Consider the following 22,175-nt stretch of genomic DNA (forward strand, 5'->3'; position numbering starts at 1 on the left):
AAAAGTCCATGCTTATTTTTGACCGTAGCCTTGTAAAGCTTTATAGAGACAAGCTATTTTATACTAAAGATAGTAACTTTATATTTTCTGAAATTAGTGATATTTTATTAGATAAGGTTAGTTTGTTTTCAGTTACTACAGGATTAGCTTTAAATATCGGTGTTAGGACTAATTCTTTTATTGAAAATCTATTACGGAAAAAGCTGATATCTTCTAAAGAGCAAGTAATTCAATGTGATTTATCATATTGTATGTTATACAATGTGCAGAGTGGATATAAGGTAGTAGCTGATGAGGAGGCACTACCATTTTGTAACAATACCTTTGATATTGTTATTAGTAATGCATCATTACATAATGTCAATAATTTATTTAGGGTATTATTAAGTATATATAATATTATAAAAACTAGAGGTGTTTTTCTTGCTGCGTTGTTTGGGAGTAAAACTCTTTATGAATTAAAACATTCAATTATCAGGGCAGAGATGGGTTTAGGTGTTGCACCTAGAGTATTGCCTTTTATTCATGTTCAAGATATTGTTTCTTTATTAAAAAAAACTGGATATTCTGATATTGTAGTAGATGTTAATACTATTATGGTAGAGTATAATGATATATATACTTTATTTAGGGATTTAAAAAATATGGGAGAAGGTAATGTATTATATGCTAGAAATAGGTATCCTTTAACTAGAACTATTATTACAAAAATTTTTGAAAATTATAAACGATACTTCTCAATAGATAAAACTAGTATTCCTGCTACTTTTGAAATTATTACTTTAAAGGCAAGTAAAGTGTAGAAGCTATATAGAATGTGAGGATGAAATGGATAAGAGTAATATAAGAAATTTTGCTATAATAGCTCATATTGATCATGGTAAATCTACATTGGCTGATCGATTAATAGAAAAGTGTAATGGTTTGGATGAACGAGAAATGAAGGATCAAGTACTTGATTCTATGGATATTGAGAGAGAGCGTGGTATTACAATTAAGGCGCAAACTGTTAGACTTGTATACAAAGCCAAGGATGGACAAACGTATTATTTAAATTTGATGGATACACCAGGACATGTGGATTTTTCATATGAAGTAAGTAGGAGTTTAGCTGCTTGTGAAGGATCATTGCTTGTTGTGGATAGTAGTCAGGGGGTTGAAGCACAGACTTTAGCAAATGTATATAAGGCTATAGATAGTGATCATGAAATTATTCCAGTACTGAATAAAATAGATTTAGCATCTTCAGATCCAGATAAAGTGAAGTTACAAATAGAAGATATGATTGGCATTGATGCAAGTGAATCACTACTTGTGTCGGCAAAGTCAGGTATTGGTATACAAGATGTATTAGAAGCTATTGTTTCCAAGTTGCCAGCTCCATATGGAAAATTAGAAAATCCATTGAAGGCTATATTAGTTGATACTTGGTATGATATATATCTTGGGATAGTAATTTTGTTACGTATTAAAGATGGTATTATAAAAAAAGGCATGAAAATTGTTATGATGTCTAATAATGCTGTGTATCAAGTTGATAATGTAGGTATTTTTACTCCACATAAAAAAATTGTAGATCAACTTTCAGTAGGTGAAATTGGATTTATTACTGCTTCTATTAAAGAATTATCAGATTGTAAAGTGGGGGATACGATCACTGAAGAACAGAGGAGATGTAGTGAACCACTTCCTGGATTTCGGACAATTCATCCTGTAGTCTTTTGTAGCATTTTTCCAAATGAGGCTGGAGAGTTTGAAAGATTACGTGAAGCTTTAAAAAAATTACAACTTAATGATGCAAGTTTTACTTTTGAAGTTGAGATTTCTAATGCACTTGGATATGGGTTTCGTTGTGGATTTTTAGGAATGTTACACTTAGAAGTAATTCAGGAAAGGTTGGAAAGGGAATTTAATTTAGATTTGACTGCTACAGCTCCAGGTGTAATTTATCAAGTGACTACTAGGAATGGTGATGTTCGTGAAATACATAATCCTCATGATTTTGGTGAGCAGGATATTGCTAATATTAAAGAACCATGGATTTGTGCTACTATTATGGTACCAGATCAATATTTAGGTGTTATCATGTCATTATGTAATAATAAGAGGGGTGAGAAACTGGATCTGTCGTATTCAGGTAATACAGCATTATTAAAATATAGACTGCCGTTATCCGAAGTTGTTTTTGATTTTTATGATAGAATAAAATCTATGTCTAAAGGTTATGCTAGTTTAGACTGGGAGATGGATGGGTATTTAGATAGTGAGATTGCTAAATTAAGTATTTTGATAAACTCTGAGCCAGTAGATGCTCTTGCATGCATTATTCATAAAAGTAAAGTAGAGCAAAGAGGACGTGAAATATGTATTAGATTAAAAGATTTAATTCCAAGACAACAATATAAAATTGCAATACAAGCAGCAATAGGAGGAAGGATTGTTGCTCGTGAAACTATCTCTCCATATCGTAAAGATGTTACAGCAAAATTGTATGGTGGAGATGTTACCAGAAGGATGAAGTTATTAGAAAAACAGAAAAAAGGAAAGAAAAAATTACGATCTATAGGGAATGTTAATGTTCCACATAATGCATTTATTCAAGCATTAAAAATCATAGATTAGCTGTATATGTGTTATTTTTTTTAAGATGAAGAATTTATTTTAGCTTTTGTTGGGTATGAATTAATAGTTAAATTATTAATCTATAAGTTGATTATTTAATAATTGTATGTTAGTATAAATACTACATAATGTTAAATAATATTAAACTTAATTTCAAAAGATTATATGTAAAGTTTTTGTTCTATTTTAATCTTTAATGCATCTTTATATAGAGAAATAGTTATTAGTTAATTTTTTGTCTTATGTATTTGACTTAAGGGTTTAATATGTCTCTTTTTTATAAAATTGGTATCTTCGTTCTAGCTTCTATAATTGTTTTTATAGCTTTTTTTTATTAAAAAAGGTTATTTATAGAATGTGTTGTGCTGATGGTAAGCATTATACATCTCTGTATCAGTATGAAAGTGTAGAGGATATTATTTCTAATGCTGATCAAAATATTATTGATAAAAATGAGGATACTGTTAACAAAAATACTATTTCAAGTATTGCTAGAACTGAAAAAAGGAAAACTTTACGTTTTTTATCTAATGGGGATCGAGAAATTATAACTAGTATAATGGATGTAGACACTGGTCAAGTTGTAAATCAATCAACAAGACATGTGTGATAATAGCTTATCAATTGGATATGATGATTGTATAAATACATAACATGAATAGTTGTAATAAACGTTGGACAGCAAAGTAAAATAGATGAGATGTATTTATTTAATTGTATATATATTAGTTAAAATATTAAACAAAAATTTAAGCTTAAATATTACTTATATTCCTGTGTAAAATGATATAAATGCAATAATTTTATAATATAGGGTTTACATATTTTATAAATTAACAAAATTTAAGAAGATTTAATTTGTGTAATATTTAATAACATAGTTTATTTCATATAATTATGAGTCAATTAGTAAGTTATATGAGATAAAGCTAAGTCTTTAATAGTGAATAATACGTTTAAATCACAATGAAATTTTATATATTGATAACATATTTTAAAATTATTTATAGGGATTTGATATTAATTTCATACGGTAATATTGGTTGAGTGATTTATATTAAAATTTGCAAGTAAATATTGTGGATATTATGTTGATTTTTATAATAAAAATCATGATTTAATGCTGAACTGTAGCAGTTTTATTGTTGCTATTTTGGAAGCAGTAGGGTAATACTATGTTGTACAAATATAATATCTCAGATCAAACTTGTATAGGGATATTTACGTTTTTGTTTATGATGATAATTGTATTATTATGTGCAAGTTATAATGAAGGCATGAGTAAAAAATATATTGAGTTAAACAATTATTTACAACATTTTCATAAGAACCTATTGTCAGCTTCAGTATTGATTAAATAGTTTATTTGTAGATAGTTTTAATTTTTAATTCATATAGTGTATTTACATCTCTAAAGCTCAATTTCATAGGGTATAGAATGGAGATGATTTTCTTGAATTTTATTATGAGATTTTAGATAGAAAATGTTGATTTAATGATAATGGTGTTGAAAAAGTTTAAATATACTGGAAATGGTTATGTTTTATATGATAAAATAGGTACGGTAGTAAAAAGTTTTTCTCTTAATTAAAAGCTTAATAATTTGTTAATATATTAATAATATTTCTATTGTTTTTGATGTTTTTCAGATAATAAAGGTAGATATTTCTTATGGAAGTTAATATGATAATGATGACTTTGGGTAGCATGTCAGTAGTAATTACTGCAAGCGTAGGATTAATATTAAGTTGTGTAAATATGAGGCATAACAATTGTGCTGATATTATGGATACCGTCATGTTTGCATTCTTACTTATAATTGTAGTTGTATTATTTTATGCTAATCGTATGGGTGTTAAATATGATAAACTTGTTGAGATTTTATACGATAATACTATTCCTGATTATGTTGTGCCACCTTATGAAAGTGAGACAAGTATATTGTCAAAATTGAAAAAGATTTTTGTTAGAGGGAAATCTAGCCAAGTATGTCAATTACCTGTATCTTCTATGAATCCGTCAGATAGTAGTAGCTATGATATGGATAATCAAGGATCTCATAAAGATAATAGTTCTGTTACTTTAAGTCAAGTTATTTGTGACACTAATTTTATGAGTTGTGATAATTTGGATAGTGTAGTTGGTTCACATTTTGATATTGATGATTTCAATATTGAAGTTGCAGAAAGAATGATTCAACAAAGTATGCTTAGTAGAACATAAGTTTAGTTTTGATGCATTTTAAGTTGTTTTGTTCTGATAGTAATTCTTTTGCTATTGATTGGTTTAGTAGCCCTAGCAATCAAATTGCTAGTGTTATTTTAATAAAATCTTAGTTTATTAAGCATATTGTAATTTCATTTGTATCGTGTAAAGAAGTAATACTATGATTTTAAGTTTTATGTGTAGGATGTTTTTATAATAAAATTTATATTTATTATTATAATGTCTAATTGAATTATTTGTATGCTAAATCCAAAAAAAAATAGAAATTTCTATAATAACCAAAATGATATATTGGCTCTTAATTGCAACATCTTCACTATTCCAATAATATAAAAATACCCGTATCCATTACTATCTAAAAAATAATAACTTTTTTGACTTAGCAGCTCATTACATGCTTTCTTAAACAATCTTTCTAGTATAGTTCTCATCGTATAGTTCTCATCGTATAGTTCTCATCGTACTATTTAATACCAACTTCTCAATAGCAATTCCTATACTCTTAGGACCAGATTTAAATAATATATTATTAACTTTTTTATAGTTTTGTATATAACCTTTTTACTTTGTTAAATTTACACCATTAGATACATAGAAGCAGAACTACCACTACTATAATTAACAATATTAACTTTACTTGTTGGTTTACTTCTTTCATGAAACACAGTTGTTCTTGTAGATTCAAATTCTACAAAATCAGGTACACTTTTCAATATTGCTACATTATTGAAATATTTGAGCATTACATAATCCCTTGCACTATTAACTACCTCCCGAATAGTACAAATACTACCTAATGACTTTGAGATAATCATCAGTCCAATTGAGATTTTTGATGTTAACACTTTACAGCTATGCAAATTAATTTTTTCAGACAAATCACCATTTATTACATTATTAACTTCAGCAATTAAATCACCACTTCCAGCTGAATGTAATATTCTTCTAAAAAAATTATTTGTTTTAACATGATACTTTGAACTCTTACACTGATAAGAAGCAATAGCAATCATAATAGCTAATATAGTATCACCTCCACATATCTCAGAACTTATTAGCTTACTAAAAGGCATACCACGTATTGTATAGTAATCAAGATACAGAGAGCTATAGTTAGCTACTTCATGTATTGCATAAAATTTACGTTTTATTTTCTCAAATAATGTGAATATATCTTGTGGTTTAGGAGTTAATTTATTACTTACTATATAATTTTGTAACAATTTAATTTTAGAAGATAATTCCTCATCATCATCAAATACAGACCCATTACCTAATATCATCGAAACACGAAAGACCATCAATAAAGTTAGAGTTAATCGGCCACTTACTTGATTGATCCATAGATCTTTCCTCTTTATTCCTGCAGAAATACTAGATGGAATCAGTAAACTACTATCATTTGGACATGATTTCAACATATCTCTTAACAATAACTCATATAAAGTTACAGAATCTTTTCCAGTTTTATGTATCAACAGATCAAACGCATATTTTATATGATTACATAAAGCACTATAATTAAAAGTCAGCGACAACACACCATTCTTCATTTTAAAATATTTAATATGAAGGTGGATCTTAGATAAGATATCCTTGATTACTGATGGTTCTGCTTTGATGTGCACAAAAATACCTGATTTCTGATTGTAAGAAATTTGTTTATGATTCGATAATAAGATACATTCATGGTTAGGATCTACCTGTACATTAACCACTTTTGTAAAAAATAACCTATATTTTTGAGTTATATTTAATACAACCTTTTTTTCTTCATTAACATTTATTCCAGATTTAATGCTATCATAGTCTATTTCAACAATATCATTTGTAGGATCAAGTTTATTTGATTGATCATTAGATAAGGGTATAAATAACAGCATTTGCTCATTTTCTCTAATATGTGGTGATATATTGTGCTGTTGTGTAAAGTGTAGATGATCCATAATAATATATATAACACTAACTAATATAGCTAGTGCTGCCATAACTAAACCAGCAGTTACATTGAAATATGGTATATTAATGTTTTTAGCCATAAGAACAATTGAAGCTATAGCAGCAATAAGCATAATACATGCTATAAATACACACACAAATCTGGATCTATTCATAATACTATATAAGAATTAATTTGTTAAAATATTAACATATTACTTTAATTTATATATAACATCAAAAGATATTATTAACTAATTATTGCATCTTAACTTTATAACGTCCTTTATTACTAATATTTCAAATTTATATAATAATTTTATAAATACAGGATCTTTTCAACGTTCCATTACTACTTTTTAATAGCCTAATAACGATTTCATCTTGTAATGAGATATTGATTTGTTGGTTAATCCCTATAATCAATCATATAACATCCTTAATACATTACATGTCAAGGTATGACAAGCTATATACATTTGTCATCCTTCTGTAAATAAAGATTACATTAATTCTCTGATCAATAACACTCTTATCAATTATGTTATTCAGTAATAAATTCATCTAATACTTCATTAAAATTTTTATTGAATTCAGAAAATAAAACACAAATTATTAGATATTAGAAAGCTCTTGCATTTCTCAACTTTATGTACAAAATTTACAGATAAAATTTTATTCGTAACTTCTAAAAAATATAACATCTCACATTAAAATGTTTATGATAATGGCTATTCTACCATTTGGAATATTTCTAACACTACTACATATAATGGCGCATATAATACTTCATATATCTATTATTATTTACAAAAGACAATTACAGAACTGCTATTAACGAATGCTATAATTACAACATCTCTACTATTTTAACAATCATTTCTTAAATATTTTTATATAATTTATTTATTAATTTTTATTAGTAAATTTATAATGTTACTTTGCTAATAAAAATATATTGTAAATCACATAACACCTTTAGTACACGAATGCTTTAACATATTGTTTTTCAGCTCAATTTACAAAAATAGATATAAAGTTTAAAAATACTCACCGCAAAGCTCTATTTTCAAAAAATTTATATAACAAAAGAAACCATACTACTAAATAATACTGCAACTTAAACATATTTCAATGAACTGCAAATAGCATCAATTTGTGTATCATAAAATGGTAAACAATACTTCTTAACATTATCTTTTATAATATCCTCATACAAATCAGTTCTATAAATATCATTAACCATCTCTTTATAAACACCTATTTCTCTAATCACATCTACTGTATTACAAATATTATCAATATCTTCTATCATATCAGGTGTATAAGCACAGTAGTGTTGAATACTATAAACAGAAAGCAATGCCTTAATTACTTGTTTTTTATTGCTAACTTTATCAAGATTTGATATATTTTTATCAATATTAAATGCTTTAATCAGTTTCATCTTCGTATTACATGCATCCGAAATACTTGATTTCCAGTCACTATAATTTTTAAATACATACATCCTGTTTCTTATTAAAGATTTAATTTGTTCTGATGCTGCTAATTTATCAGCTCTACTTTTATGTGAAATATCTATTTGAGAAACTAGCTGAATAAATTCAACAATTTCATCAAAGTACATAGCATGTAACATAGGATATTTACAAATAAATCTGGCAGCTGTTATAAAAAATAAAAAATCTTCGCCTAGTCTATCTTCTAGTACATCTTCATCATAAAAATAATTTAATTCACCACCTAAGATTCTATTGAACATAGAACTAAATTCCGAAAAAAAGAAATAAGGCATATTATCAGATAATCCATTATTAAATTTGTTAATATTATCTACAATATCTTTCATAGTTGAAATATCATAATCTACAACTTCATCCAAAATTTTAGAAATATGTAACATTTCATCTGATACTAACTTATCATACTGTAAACTTGAAAGTTTTCTCTGGGTGTTTAGATCTTTTAATCCAGCATAACAGAACATAGATGATAAGATATAAAATGCTATAATACTCAGTGAAAAACCAATGCTAGTAACATATCCTTTTCGTGCAACTAACATTACAAACGCTACATATGATAAAAATATAGCAGCACCAAAGATTATCAAGATAATGTTAAAAGGGCTTATTCTCATATACATACTGCATAATTAACAGACAAAAATACTAATAACTAATATAAGTTAATTTTTATAAATATATTATATAATATGGCGAGCAGGATAATAAATATTTATTTTAATAATTTACAATATTTATGTAAATTTTCATTTAAAGAACTTAACATATGTAAAAATAGCAACAATAAATACTCGATTATTGAAAATATAATGCTTTAGTTCTATATCTAGTAATCAATCAATTGTAATACTGATATCTTGTATACAGAATGTTAGACACTTCTTGCAAATCCGACGACCCTGTATTTAGCAAGTCGCATGTACTATGTTATTTTTCATTATTCTGTTTTGCCAAGAAAACGATATTTGCATATTTTTTAATGAATCAAATAATACCTTAATCATACTTAATACAAGATCTTTTATAAGATGAGATATGCTATATATAGCTTTTTCAATTGTATATCACATCAATCTTATTTGATCTGTTCCACTACCACCTTAATAACCGTTTAGATAAACATGAAATTTGCATCTTCACCTTTCTCTGCATTAAAGATTTTCCTTCAAATCCCAAACTGAAAGAGCTACTTTCCAAATCTAAGCTTACGCTTGCAATTCACATTATTAATCATTTATCAAAAATAGGTATATAACTTTCAAAATACAGATTAACTGAGATCCATCAATGCAAACATTCAACTTTTAAAGTATAGAATTACAAATCCAAGAAAATCAGAAAAGACATATATGACATATTTGTTAATAATGCTTGATAGGCACTACCCATTTCCGGTATATCTAAACGAGCTATTACCTTAATACAATCAATCATATTTCCTAGGATAAGAGTCAATAAATAAGGTGTACAACAGACAATCCTAGCATAACATGCTTATATATTGAACCTTAGATTCTAGCTCAAAACTAGCACTAGAACCATATCATAATTATATCATGCTGGTTGATAGGTAAATCAGGATTGATTTTAGCACGCAAGAAAAAAACCCTGCATCCAACATAATTTTTGATTGCATATATAAAATATAATAGCTCATATCCTGATATTCATTAGTCACTTGTACTTCACATTCTTTAAAATCCTTAAGACTTCTACTAACACTCTTAGCTAGAATAGCATAATGACGAAAACTAGAAAAAATATCAAAAATCAACTCTTCTTGATCCATTTCCATATTTAATTCCTTAGAAAAAAATATCATGTTATTAGTACAAGCAGATTTTCATATCAATTCATAATCTGTACAATGTGTTTTTAAAGCATCAGGATAGGTTCTGTGAATTTTTCTAAAGCATTTTTCTAAAGCATTTTTTTAATACTTCTTACTTTATTAGAATTGTATTGCTGAACGAAACAAGAGATTTCCCTATTACCTTGAACAATAGTTTGTTCAAAGACTTTAGATGTAATTCCTGAACATTTGTTATATCACGATAATGCGTTACTAAGCTAATATCAACACCATTAGACTCAGATTCTCTGATATCATTAACATATTTCATAATATCCAACATTATTTCCACTACTATACTCACCATAGTACCTAATCATACCAGAAGATAAATTCATTTTTCTCGTAACTCCCTTATGTAAATAATTCTCACATACATAATTATATTTAAAACGATCCATTACGTATTTACGAGATACATCTGATAAAAACTTATATAATCCACAGATTATCAAAACTATATGCTCTTTCTCCTAACAATTTTACTAGCTGAATTTAACCTCTTTTGATATGGTATATCCCTTTATAGATAAATTAAGCTAATGCCATAATCTTATCACATACATCTCTAGGATAAGCTTCCATATAAAGTTTGATTTCTAACAATTAATTGTGCTGCCAATATACCCAACGTAAAAGTATCTTGTTCTAATAAATCTTCCACTCGATCAGGCATCAACACAACCTCAACAATACCATGAATCTCAACAATCTGAGACTTAGCAAACACGTTAAAATATATTAATTTATCTAACATGAAATCAAAATGTCTCTTAAATTGTGGAAAAACAAAAACATAACTAATACCAAGAATATTACTGTAATAATACATAAAAAAGGTATATCCTTTATAGATAAATTAAGCTAATGCCATAATCTTATCACATACATCTCTAGGATAAGCTTCCATATAAAGTTTGATTTCTAACAATTAATTGTGCTGCCAATATACCCAACGTAAAAGTATCTTGTTCTAATAAATCTTCCACTCGATCAGGCATCAACACAACCTCAACAATACCATGAATCTCAACAATCTGAGACTTAGCAAACACGTTAAAATATATTAATTTATCTAACATGAAATCAAAATGTCTCTTAAATTGTGGAAAAACAAAAACATAACTAATACCAAGAATATTACTGTAATAATACATAAAAAAGGTATGAATTCAGAAACATCATATGGTTGAGATATTAGCAGATCTTGTGATATACTTTAGCAAATCTCTATAAATACTCAAAACTGCACCTTGCAATCTAACTTCCGGTTCATATTGAAAGTAATATACCTATGCTGCATAAACATTAACCTCATATCTTCAGGAAAATTATCAACAGGCTCATTATCAATACACGTAGGATTTCTACTGCTAAGTAATTTTATACATATATATTGAAATGGGTGTGCAAGACCTGATAACACTATTGACACATACGAATATTAATTAAATAGAAGACAGCATCTTGCGTATACGAACAAGGAAAGCAGCTATAACACGTTGCTTAGGGTTTAACATAAAAACACTTTTTATATTAATTAGTATATAAAATATTAAACTTTTAATAATAATTCATTAACTATTACATTTTACTATATACTATAAATACTCTAAACAATGATATGTTATAACAGAAAACAGATATTAATTATAAATTAATTAATAATACTTAGCATAGTTTATGAAATAAAAAATTAAGCAGCAGTATAGTATTTGAGTAAATATTTAAGATATTTATTCATATACTCATAACATTTGTATAAAGTGGTAGTGTTTTCATAAGATCTTGCTAACGTATTTTTTTATTATTTTAATCTATTGTCGAACTACGAAGCTGTATTTTTATTGTGAACGCTGATATAGAATGATTTGAGTTTCTATCTAACAGATTTAAATTGTCAATTTTGTGTGCTGTACGTATATCATTTGATGATTAATAATATTATTAGTAGTGCATTAGGATATAGCTTTTGTTAAATAACTGGTAAAATAAAAGTTAGATAAGCTAACGTAAGTTCAGTGTTCATAGTAGATTGTTTGATATGGGTGAATATCCTGTAATGTTTTTATGGCAATAAAGTTAATATAATTTATATGGTAGTTATGAGTGTGTGAAATATAGATTTGCATTAAAAACCAAGATGCATATTATTGTTGATTTATAGTGTATAGTAAAATGTAATAGTTAATTAATTATTATTATTATTATTTTTTTTTTATCAGATTTAGTATTATGCCTAAAAAAAGTTAAAGTAATATCTTAATGTATCAGTTGATTAACATGGGCTTCTTAGGAATATATTTTACAATTTTAATGTAATACATTATAATTACAATATGTTTTTCCATATATTAAACTTAGTCAACTGATTTTAGAATGTTATGAAAAAGTCTCAATTTTTGTGTTTATTTATATTATTTATCATGCTTTCTGCTGTAATTTTAGCAATTCTTCTGAGTAAAATCCATATTACATATACTATACCGTGTTTTATGATTCTTGGTATAGCTGCGATATTAGTAAGTGGAATTATGTCATTTGTTATTACACGTGCTATTTTAGCTTGTCAAGACGCTACAGAAAGTCACAATACGTTACCATCTATTAAAGAAAATGAGCAAATGGCTTTATTTATACCGTTGTCTGATGATCAATTCAATAAACTTGATTCTAAAGGTAAGATTGTTAAGATAAAATATGATAGAGTTGGAACTGGAATAAATCTCAATGGAGAAAAAGACATTGTATTAAATGTAACTCAAAGAAAATATGGATTATGTGCTACAAGAGTAGTTGATGTAGTGGTGAGTGCTGATAATAAATGTATGTTGTTGATGAAGAATCAAGATATTGCTCAATTAAGTGGTAGAGGTATTGTTATAGTAGTCAATAAAAGACCGTCAGAAATCAATGATATTGTTTCTAAAAGAGGCTTTTATATTAAATATCCAGAAATGAAGGATGGTGTGCTGTCACTGGCTTGTAATTATAGTGCTGTAGATAATACTAGAGGACATATGTCAAATATGTTGAGATATAATGGTGGCAGTACTGGTGGTATAAGTGTATATGAGTTATTATTAAAAGATCTGTTGAGGTCATGTCCAGGTGATAGTAGTTTAGTTGTTCCATCTAGTACTTCTCTAAGAATTGGAGAAGAAAATTTATGGATTAATCAAAATGATGGTCAATTGACTGTGGCTCTTTTAGCAAACTTTAGTTCTTTTACTGTATTAGGCAGAACGTCTATATTTGGTGAAAATGAGAAATTGTGTAATAAAATTGCATTGCTACGAGATTATATAGAGCAGAATAACGTGGCTCCTGACACAGGCATTCTTACTGAATTATTTGAGAAAATAAGATATAAATATTGTGAGGTACATGATAGACATCAGTATAGTGGTCTGTATAAAGATTACGATACAAAATATGGTATGACTTTTAGTGATCTAATAAGGTCTAAGATACGTAATGGTGATCGTAGATTAGCTGCTATGGTTGCTATTGCTTCTCATCAGTGTCAGGGTGTTACAGATTCTGATACTAAAACAAATGATTTTTTAAAAGGAATATTATGTTCAGTTGGAAGTGGTAATTTAATTGCTGAAGTGCATGATTTAATAGATGATGATTTATGTAAAAGAGTTAATCTTAATAGCTATAAGTTGATAGGATTAGGAATCTCATGTGCATTACAAGTAATGTCAAAGTCATTAGGTGGTTATTGTTCTGCTGAGGCATTGATAAGTTATGCAAGGAGTTATATAATGTCCGAATGTTACTCTAGTGTAACAGTATTAAGAAATGTACCTTGTTCTTTAAAATTTTACTCTATACAAGATATAAAGATGTTTAATGTAAGGGAAAATAGGCAAGTAAGTATTGATAATTCTAATGTTGAATGTGTTAGTCATAGTATGAGTATGTAAAGGTGTAAATTTAATAAAGTAGAAAGTTGTAGTCAATTACAAGGAAGGATAATATGTTATTTAGATCTGGTCCTAAGAGTATAGGGGCTGCTATTGAGAAGTTGATATTGAATAAGTGTAATAAGAATCATATTAGCAGAATTGAAGTACTTCTTTTTTTAAATTGGAATAGTATTGTTGGGGAAGAAATATCGCAAGTTGCTAAACCAAAAAAGTTATCATTTTTAGATAGTATGAATACAGGAATTCTATATATTATGGTAAATAATGGAGGTGTTGCAATTAATATACAGTATGCCATTCCAGTTATTATAGAAAAAATTTCCATTTTTTTCGGATTTAAGGTAGTGCATGCAGTAAAAATTAGGCAACATTATACTATTTAAGTAAATTTTTCATGTATATACAATAATATTTGTATACAGTGTAATGCTTCCATAAGGGGAGGGGGATTTTCTACTTATTTTTTTGTTCTTGAGTTATAAAGAACTGTGTTTTAAGTATACTATATTTTTGTTGTTAGTGCTGATATGATAAATGAATCTAAATTTCCATCTAATACGGAATTTACATTGCCAATTTCGTGTCCTGTACGTATATCCTTTACCATTTGATATGGATGCATAATGTAAGATCTGATTTGGTTACCCCATCCTATATTGCACCTTTTATTATGTTCTTCTGCCATTTTTTTTTCTTTTTCTTGTAATTTTAGTTGATATAGCCTGCTTTTTAATAAATTATGTGCTTCAGCTAAATTTTGATGTTGAGATCTATTATTTTGACATTGTACTACAATTCCAGATGGCATATGTGTAATCCGTACGGCACTTTCTGTTTTATTAACATGTTGTCCTCCTGCGCCGGATGCTCTGTATGTATCTATTCGTAAATCTTTATCAAGGATCTCAATGTTAGTATCTTCATTAATTATTGGGGAAACTAATATGCTTGAGAAAGTAGTGTGACGCTTAGCGTTTGAGTTAAAAGGAGAGATACGTACTAATCTATGAATACCACTTTCAGTTTTTGCCCACCCGTATGCATTATCTCCTGTTACCTTTATGGTAGCAGACTTTAATCCTGCTTCTTCGCCATCTAGCTTGTAAACAATTTCTGTTTTAAAATTATGATATATCTCTGCCCATCTCACATACATTCGAAGAAGCATGCTAGACCAATCATTGCTTTCTGTCCCTCCAGCTCCGGATTGAATCTCTATAAAGCAATCGTTATGATCTGCTTCATTAGAAAACAGGCATTCAATTTCTTTTTTTTTGACCTTTTCTTTTAATTTTGTTAAACCTATCTCTAACTCATTAAGTAGTTCATCTGCGTCATTTTTTATAATAGTTAGCAGTTCACAATAATAATTATACTCCTCTTCTAACTCTGTAAATGAATTAAGAACTTTGGATATTCTAGCACGTTCAGATAGAATACGTTGTGCTAAAGAATTGTCATCCCACAAGGACGTACTAGAACACTGAACACTAAGATCAGCTAATGAATTTGTTAAATTATCAATGTCAAAGGTAACCCCTGATCAATTGCAAAGCCTTGCCTAAACTTACTAATTCTTCATCAGCACAGGATTTTGTGATCATAATAGTAATAAGAAAAATTAACTGTTAGATTTTACTCGATTTATTAGAATATACAATAAAAATAAGCATAATAACAACTTTAACATAAATACCATAATCGAATAACTAATTATAGAATACAAAACCTGTGTTACGAAGGCAAGATATAAATTATTAAAGAAAAATTAACTTTATTTGGTTATTTTAAGGAAATATGAAATTTTGTTTAACAATAAACTTGTTATTTCATATACTACTTACTATGTAATTTAGGCATGTATATTACATTCAATAGCGGTAAAATAAAGATAAAAACACTAATAATATTGGGATACCTAACTCTTAAGTCTTAGTAGTATAACCTTAGAAGGTAAAGTTACTATCTATGTATTGTACATCATCGTTGTTTTCTAATAAATCCATTAGATTTGAAATTTTCTTTTGTATCTCTTCATCTTCTATCTTTAAAGTATCACTTGACTTCCAAAATAATCTAGAAAACTCAGCATCAGCAAATTTATGGAATAGGTGGTCTCTTACATTACCAAAATCTTGAATGTTACAAATGACATAATACATTTTATCTTGAGTGTCATCTTGTATAATTTCTTCAACATCTAAAGCTTGTAGTTCTATAGCAGTGTTAAATAATGACTCAAAGCTATCAATAGATGAAGCTTTATAGGCTATTACTCCTACGTGGTTAAAAAGGAAACTTACGCTTCCAGATTCTCCCAATTTACCATTATACTTTGATAAGGCATGTCTTAGTTCAGCTGCTGTCCTATTGCGATTATTAGTTAAAGTTTGAATCATCAAAGCTATATTTCCTGGACCATAACCCTCATATACTACTTCTTCATAATTATCATTTTGAGTATTTCCAGCCGCACTTTTGATAGCAGCATCAATTTTATCTTTAGGAAGATTCTCTTTTTTTGCTGCAATGATTGCAGATCTTAACCTAGAATTGAATTCTGGATCTGGTAATCCTTGTTTTGCAGCGACGATAATTTCCCTTGTTAATTTTGTAAATCTTTGAGCTCTTTTTGCATCTTGAGCTCCTTTTCTGTGTTTTATATTTGCAAATTGTGAGTGACCAGCCATGATTACCCTCTATTTTAAAATTCTACCTGTATGTTTTTCTATAATGCTAGCTACATTTAAAATTCCTCCTTCATCATAATAGTTACCTATTATTTGTAAGGAAAGAGGTAAATTGCTTTTTGATAACCCTATAGGAACTGAAATAGCAGGTAATCCTGCTAAACTTGCTGGAACAGTAAATACATCATTTAAATACATGGTTAATGTATCGAATTGTTCATTTATTGCAAAAGCTTCTTTAGGAGTGGTAGGGGTTAATATATAGTCAACTTTCTTGAATGATTCGATAAAGTCATTTGTTACTAAATGTCTGATACGCTGTGCCTTGTTGTAGTATGCATCATAATATCCGGATGATAATACGTATGCTCCAATTAATATCCTTCGTTTTACTTCTGTTCCAAAATTGTATCCGCGTGTTAATTCATACATCTCGTTAATATCATCGGATGGTATGCGTGTTCCATATCTTACTCCGTCATATCTTGCAAGATTAGAGGATGCTTCTGCAGAACAAATAATGTAATATACAGGGAGCGCGTAACTTGTATGTGGTAAACTAATTTCTATAATTTCAGCTCCTTCATCTTTTAGATATTGTATGCCCTTAGCCCACATTTCTGAGATTTCAGTGTATTCTTGATATTTACCTGATAACTCATATTCTTTTGGTATGCCAATGCGTTTACCTTTAATTTTATATGTGATGCTTTCAGAAAATTTAGGGACAGGTATATTAGCGGAGGTTGAATCTTTAGTATCATATCCACAAATTGACTCTAACATTAGAGCTGAATCTTCTACTGTGCGTGTTAACACGCCTGCTTGATCAAGAGAGCTAGCAAATGCTATCATACCAAATCTTGAACACCTTCCATATGTTGGTTTCAGCCCTACTATGCCACAAAATGCTGCAGGTTGACGTACTGAACCACCTGTATCACTGCCTAGAGCCCCTGCGCATAAAAACCCTGCTACAGCAGCACTAGAACCTCCTGATGATCCTCCAGGGACAACTTCTACTCCATCTGCCCTTATCCATGGATTTTTTACATATCCAAAGCAACTATTGGAGTTTGATGATCCCATTGCAAATTCATCCATGTTCAACTTCCCTAACATGACAGCTCCATTATTAAGTAGTTGCTTAGTAACAGTTGAATTATATTGAGGAACAAAATTTTTTAATATATTGGAACATGCTGTTGTTCTAGTATTTTTTGTGCAAAATAAATCTTTAATACCTATTGGAATTCCAGTTAAAGGGGTTAACTTTTCTTTTTGATGTGTAAAGATATAATCTGCTTTTTCAGCTGCACTTAAGGCAATTTCTGGTGTTTTAGTTACAAAAGCGTTTAACTTCTCATTATTAACAGCTTCAATATGAAATTTAGTTAGTTCTACAGCAGAAAATTCTCTTTTTCTTAATTTGTCATGCATTTCTGCAATAGATAATTTTAAAATGTCTTTCATGTTTGAGTAAATAGATAAGAGTGGCTGTAAATTACCATATTATTTGGGATAAAACAATTAAATTTTTGACTATTTAAGAATATAGTTGATCAATTAGGATTAATTTATTGAATATATGTGATATTTATTTTAATAATAGGTATTATTTTGATGAAAAGCTTATGTTCTCCTTTTATGAAAATTTATTTGTGATATATAATTTGGTTATAGCAACTATGGGACAGTTAGGTAAAGTAATTTTTGTGAATTTGTAATGTATTTGAAGATCCAGTTTTCCTGAAAATTAATTATAGTATTCAAATAAAAAGATATAGATGTATTTATATTAGTAAGGACGTTTGAAATATAGGTTTATTTATTATTATTTATGAAGTTATGAGAAGTTATGATATGAGTTGCTATTTAAAATAGGGAGATAAGGTATGGTATATATGCCCCACTGGCCAAAGCCTTTAGGTTTTCGACCATCTGATATGGTTCTTGATAGAATTAAGCAGGTTTTGAATAATTTAGGTAATCCTGAAAAAAAGTTACCTCCAGTAGTACATGTTGCTGGAACTAATGGCAAAGGATCAACTATAGCATTTATGCGTTATATTTTAAATGCTGCGGGATTAAAAACACATATTTATACTTCACCACATCTAATAGAATTTAATGAAAGGGCTATAGTTGCTGGGGAAAAGATATCTGATAAATATTTATATGAGGTTCTAGAAATTTGTAGAGAAGCAAGTGTAGGCATACCTCTTACTTTTTTTGAAGGTACAACTGCAGCAATATTACTTGCATTTTCGGAAGTTAAAGCAGATATTGTGTTACTAGAAACTGGTATGGGTGGGCGTCTTGATGCAACAAATGTAGTACACCCGATATTAAATATAATTACTGCAATATCATTAGAACATACAGAAGTATTAGGTGATACTGTTGAATTAATAGCTGCTGAGAAAGCTGGGATAATGAAGGAGAATGTCACGTGTGTTATTGCTCCTCAGAACCAAGATTCTATAATGAAAGTTTTTGAGTGTTATGCAATTAAAAACAGCGTTCCATTATATCGAGGTGGAATTGATTGGTTTTGTAAAAAAAGAGGAGATAGTATGCTTTTTAAAAATAGTGTTGATGAATTATTTTTTCCTCTACCTTCATTACAAGGAGAACATCAGATAATCAATGCAGGCAATGCGATTGCTGCTTGTAGCATACTTTCTGGTAAATTTGGATATAATATAGATTATGAAAATATTGTTCAAGGTATAACACAAGCTTATTGGCCAGCTAGATTGGAAGCAATTAATACTGGTTTTTTATCTACAATGATACCTCAACTGTGGCAATTATTTTTGGATGGGGCTCATAACCCTTCTGGTGCTGAAATGTTGTCGCATTGGATACAGAATAATGAGTTAGGGGATTTATATATTATTATTGGAATGACTAGAGAAAAAGATAGTGTTGTATTCTTAAGTCATTTAAAGCCTCATATAAAATTTTTATCTAGTGTTTGTGTGAAATCTGAACCGAGAGCGCAAACTGCAGAAGAGCTGTTACAAACTGCATTATCATTAGGTATAGAAGCGGTTGCGTCTGAGACTTTAGTAGATGCAATTTCTAAAATATTGCAGGTAGGAGATCATAATAAGAAGTCTACAATTTTAATTTGTGGATCATTGTTTTTGGCTGGAGATGTTCTATTAGAGAATGGTATAAAATAGTAACTTTTTACCTTATGGATATATTGTATTGATACATATAGCTTATTATTGGTCTTTAGGGATGTTTGTAAGATAAGTATATTTTGGCATATCTTTCTGTAAAATGATACTTGAGTTGATATCTATTTGTAAACGAAATTATCACAGCACAAATGTAGGTTTGGTTTCCTAATATACTGTTTTTATTATTATTTTGAGGGATTTTGATAGAAGAAGTTATATGTTGGAAAACGAAAAAATATTTTTCTGTAATACTATTGTGAACTAATGTATGTTTAATCCGAAATTGGGCTGTCATATTACAAGATTTCATGTTAAAATTAACCAAAAATAGGATATATCATTTTTATATTAGGCTGTATCTTTTAAGTTGCCAAGATTTCTTGTGATCTATAATGGTATGTGCATATGTCATGTTTAATTATATAGCAAATTTATATTCAGGAACTTATTTTTTGTTCTGTGTTTGAGTGGTAGACACATTTTTCATACTGGTAATAGAAAAATTTAACAGGTGGTATATTCTATGATGTGGATTCCCTCTGTTCTGTTTCATGGATATGAAACCTGTATATCTATAATGTTTATTCTATATTTGAGCAGTGAGTGCATTTTTCATACTGGTAATAGAAAAATTTAACTGGTGGCATATCCAAGAACATGGATTCTTCCTGTTCTGATTTTATAAATACGAGACCTAATTTTATTATATAGTAATTTTATATTTTGTAAGTTTATCTATTTATTTTATATTTTAAAGTAGCAGCCACGTTCTCATGTTACGACATTAAGTTTATAATTTATAATCTTTTCAATTGTCATGCTGAGGTTCTTATCTAATGTGGATGTATTATTAATATTCTGCAAAGAGTTTTAAAATTGTTATCTTTGAGAGATCTTAAGTTGTTTTTTCAGATTTAAAATCAAGTAATGCCAAACTTTTTAATCATAGGATTACAAATAATGTAAAATTTAATGGCATATTTGTTGTAATATTGAAATTTATAATATTAATTTTCATATTTGCTTTGTTCATAATATAGTGTTAATTTGTTTATAAATATGCAATGCTGTAGCATGTAGTGTATAGTTTTGTTATTATTAGGTTATTTTATAAATGTTTTGCTAATTCATTATGAACATAAGGATTGGAACAAGAGATAGTATTTTAGCTATAGCACAAACGTTGGAAGTTAAAAATCTGTTGAACAGATATTTTCCTGAAATTAATGTTCAGATTGTTAAGATTAATACTTCTGGAGACATTAATAATAAAGTTCACTTGAGTACTATAGGTGGAAAGGGGTTATTTATCAAAGAAATAGAAGAAGCATTACTAGCAGAAGAGGTGGACTTAGCTGTACATTCAGTAAAAGATATACCAGCTTTTTATTGTGAAGGATTGATCATTCCTTGTATACTAAAACGTAGTAGTCCATATGATGTTTTTATTTCCTCTAAGTATCAAGATATAAAGTCACTTCCTCTTAATGCAACTGTAGGTACATCTTCTGTAAGGAGAAAAGTACAACTAAATTATTTACGTCCAGATCTTCAAATAGTTCCTATTAGAGGTAATATAGATACTAGAATATTGAAGTCTAATATTGGTGAGTATGATGGTATAGTATTAGCTGAAGCTGGATTAATCAGAATAGATAGGTGTTATGTAATCAAAGAGGTGTTAGATCCTAAAATGATGTTAAGTGCAGTAGGGCAAGGGGCAATAGGTGTTCAGTGTAGAGCTAATGACTATAATATAATAGAGAAAATTAAAGTTTTGAATTGTCATAAATCTTACGTTTGTATAATGGCTGAAAGAAGTTTTTTGAGAACAATCAATGGTTCTTGTGATACACCATTAGCAGCACTTGCTCAGTACGTTGATAATGATACAATTTATATGTCTTGTATGCTTTCAAATGAAAAAAATATGGTATTTTCAGATTGCTACTTTAAAGAATGTGATGCAGAAAAATCGGGTATTGATATAGGAAATAAGTTAATAGATAAGTTGAGTACGCATTATTAAAAGATATGATTTAAAAATTTGTTGATGGATTACTAATCTGTTATATCAAAATACTCATTTTAGATTTAAACAGATAAGAGTTATATAATGTTTATTATATTTGCATGCTTGTGGTGTACTTGACAAGGGGGTTAATTGTTTTTTATAATTTAATACT

At 28.4% G+C, this 22,175-nt stretch carries 18 protein-coding genes; 8 read left to right on the plus strand and 10 right to left on the minus strand.

The features are described from left to right. Positions 1–8: 8 nt before the first annotated feature. The 4 genes from MR76_RS01675 to MR76_RS01695 all read left to right on the plus strand — a co-directional run bounded on the left by MR76_RS01675 (position 9) and on the right by MR76_RS01695 (position 4,845). Positions 9–803 carry a methyltransferase domain-containing protein gene (locus tag MR76_RS01675; RefSeq protein ID WP_024071974.1) on the plus strand — a complete coding sequence of 265 codons (795 nt, stop codon included), beginning with the start codon at positions 9–11 and terminating at the stop codon, positions 801–803. Positions 804–828: 25 nt separating this feature from the next. After that, positions 829–2,622 carry a translation elongation factor 4 gene (gene lepA / locus MR76_RS01680; protein WP_024071975.1) on the plus strand — a complete coding sequence of 598 codons (1,794 nt, stop codon included), beginning with the start codon at positions 829–831 and terminating at the stop codon, positions 2,620–2,622. 355 nt (positions 2,623–2,977) lie between these two features. Beyond that, on the plus strand, positions 2,978–3,232 hold the full coding sequence (locus MR76_RS01685; protein ID WP_024071976.1) for a hypothetical protein: 255 nt from the start codon (positions 2,978–2,980) through the stop codon (positions 3,230–3,232). A gap of 1,061 nt (positions 3,233–4,293) precedes the next feature. After that, the gene (locus MR76_RS01695; RefSeq protein ID WP_024071978.1) at positions 4,294–4,845 is read left to right on the plus strand and encodes a hypothetical protein; all 552 of its coding nucleotides are present in this window, start codon (positions 4,294–4,296) and stop codon (positions 4,843–4,845) included. Positions 4,846–5,117: 272 nt separating this feature from the next. Here MR76_RS01695 and MR76_RS04875 read toward each other — a convergent pair whose 3' ends face one another. The 7 genes from MR76_RS04875 to MR76_RS01730 all read right to left on the minus strand — a co-directional run bounded on the left by MR76_RS04875 (position 5,118) and on the right by MR76_RS01730 (position 11,249). Beyond that, entirely contained in the window at positions 5,118–5,279 is a 162-nt protein-coding gene (locus tag MR76_RS04875) for a hypothetical protein (RefSeq protein WP_024071980.1), read from the minus strand. 144 nt (positions 5,280–5,423) lie between these two features. Beyond that, positions 5,424–6,962 (minus strand): hypothetical protein, encoded by a 1,539-nt coding sequence (locus MR76_RS01700; protein ID WP_024071981.1) that lies wholly within the window; start codon positions 6,960–6,962, stop codon positions 5,424–5,426. Positions 6,963–7,906: 944 nt separating this feature from the next. Then, positions 7,907–8,929 carry a hypothetical protein gene (locus MR76_RS01705; protein ID WP_024071982.1) on the minus strand — a complete coding sequence of 341 codons (1,023 nt, stop codon included), beginning with the start codon at positions 8,927–8,929 and terminating at the stop codon, positions 7,907–7,909. Between the two features lie 935 nt (positions 8,930–9,864). Next, positions 9,865–10,137, minus strand: coding sequence for a hypothetical protein (locus MR76_RS01710; protein ID WP_144445926.1), 273 nt, complete (start codon positions 10,135–10,137; stop codon positions 9,865–9,867). Positions 10,138–10,258: 121 nt separating this feature from the next. Further along, entirely contained in the window at positions 10,259–10,474 is a 216-nt protein-coding gene (locus tag MR76_RS01715; protein ID WP_158407223.1) for a hypothetical protein, read from the minus strand. Positions 10,475–10,735: 261 nt separating this feature from the next. Then, positions 10,736–10,999 carry a hypothetical protein gene (locus tag MR76_RS01725; protein WP_024071986.1) on the minus strand — a complete coding sequence of 88 codons (264 nt, stop codon included), beginning with the start codon at positions 10,997–10,999 and terminating at the stop codon, positions 10,736–10,738. Positions 11,000–11,060: 61 nt separating this feature from the next. Next, positions 11,061–11,249, minus strand: a complete 189-nt coding sequence (locus MR76_RS01730; protein WP_144445928.1) for a hypothetical protein — start codon at positions 11,247–11,249, stop codon at positions 11,061–11,063. A 1,302-nt stretch (positions 11,250–12,551) separates the two neighbouring features. Here MR76_RS01730 and MR76_RS01740 point away from each other — a divergent pair. Next, complete coding sequence (locus MR76_RS01740; protein ID WP_044171441.1) at positions 12,552–14,102, plus strand: hypothetical protein; 1,551 nt, start codon at positions 12,552–12,554, stop codon at positions 14,100–14,102. A 53-nt stretch (positions 14,103–14,155) separates the two neighbouring features. After that, positions 14,156–14,488 (plus strand): DUF721 domain-containing protein, encoded by a 333-nt coding sequence (locus tag MR76_RS01745; RefSeq protein WP_024071989.1) that lies wholly within the window; start codon positions 14,156–14,158, stop codon positions 14,486–14,488. Between the two features lie 119 nt (positions 14,489–14,607). On the opposite strand, the gene prfB is transcribed toward MR76_RS01745, so the two are convergent. The 3 genes from prfB to gatA form a co-directional block, all read right to left on the minus strand. Beyond that, a protein-coding gene (gene prfB, locus MR76_RS01750) for a peptide chain release factor 2 (RefSeq protein ID WP_144445929.1) occupies positions 14,608–15,709 on the minus strand; the annotation gives its coding sequence in 2 pieces (ribosomal slippage) (positions 14,608–15,633 and positions 15,635–15,709; 1,101 coding nt in all). Between the two features lie 342 nt (positions 15,710–16,051). After that, complete coding sequence (locus MR76_RS01755) at positions 16,052–16,795, minus strand: YebC/PmpR family DNA-binding transcriptional regulator (RefSeq protein WP_024071990.1); 744 nt, start codon at positions 16,793–16,795, stop codon at positions 16,052–16,054. Positions 16,796–16,804: 9 nt separating this feature from the next. Continuing rightward, positions 16,805–18,268, minus strand: a complete 1,464-nt coding sequence (gene gatA / locus MR76_RS01760; protein ID WP_024071991.1) for an Asp-tRNA(Asn)/Glu-tRNA(Gln) amidotransferase subunit GatA — start codon at positions 18,266–18,268, stop codon at positions 16,805–16,807. 422 nt (positions 18,269–18,690) lie between these two features. Between gatA and MR76_RS01765 the strand changes: the two genes are divergently transcribed. Both MR76_RS01765 and hemC read left to right on the plus strand, forming a co-directional pair. Next, positions 18,691–19,986 (plus strand): bifunctional folylpolyglutamate synthase/dihydrofolate synthase, encoded by a 1,296-nt coding sequence (locus tag MR76_RS01765; RefSeq protein ID WP_024071992.1) that lies wholly within the window; start codon positions 18,691–18,693, stop codon positions 19,984–19,986. 1,135 nt (positions 19,987–21,121) lie between these two features. Then, complete coding sequence (gene hemC / locus MR76_RS01770) at positions 21,122–22,018, plus strand: hydroxymethylbilane synthase (RefSeq protein ID WP_024071993.1); 897 nt, start codon at positions 21,122–21,124, stop codon at positions 22,016–22,018. Positions 22,019–22,175 lie beyond the last annotated feature (157 nt).

This window comes from Ehrlichia muris AS145 (genome assembly GCF_000508225.1).
GTDB classification, from domain to species: domain Bacteria; phylum Pseudomonadota; class Alphaproteobacteria; order Rickettsiales; family Anaplasmataceae; genus Ehrlichia; species Ehrlichia muris.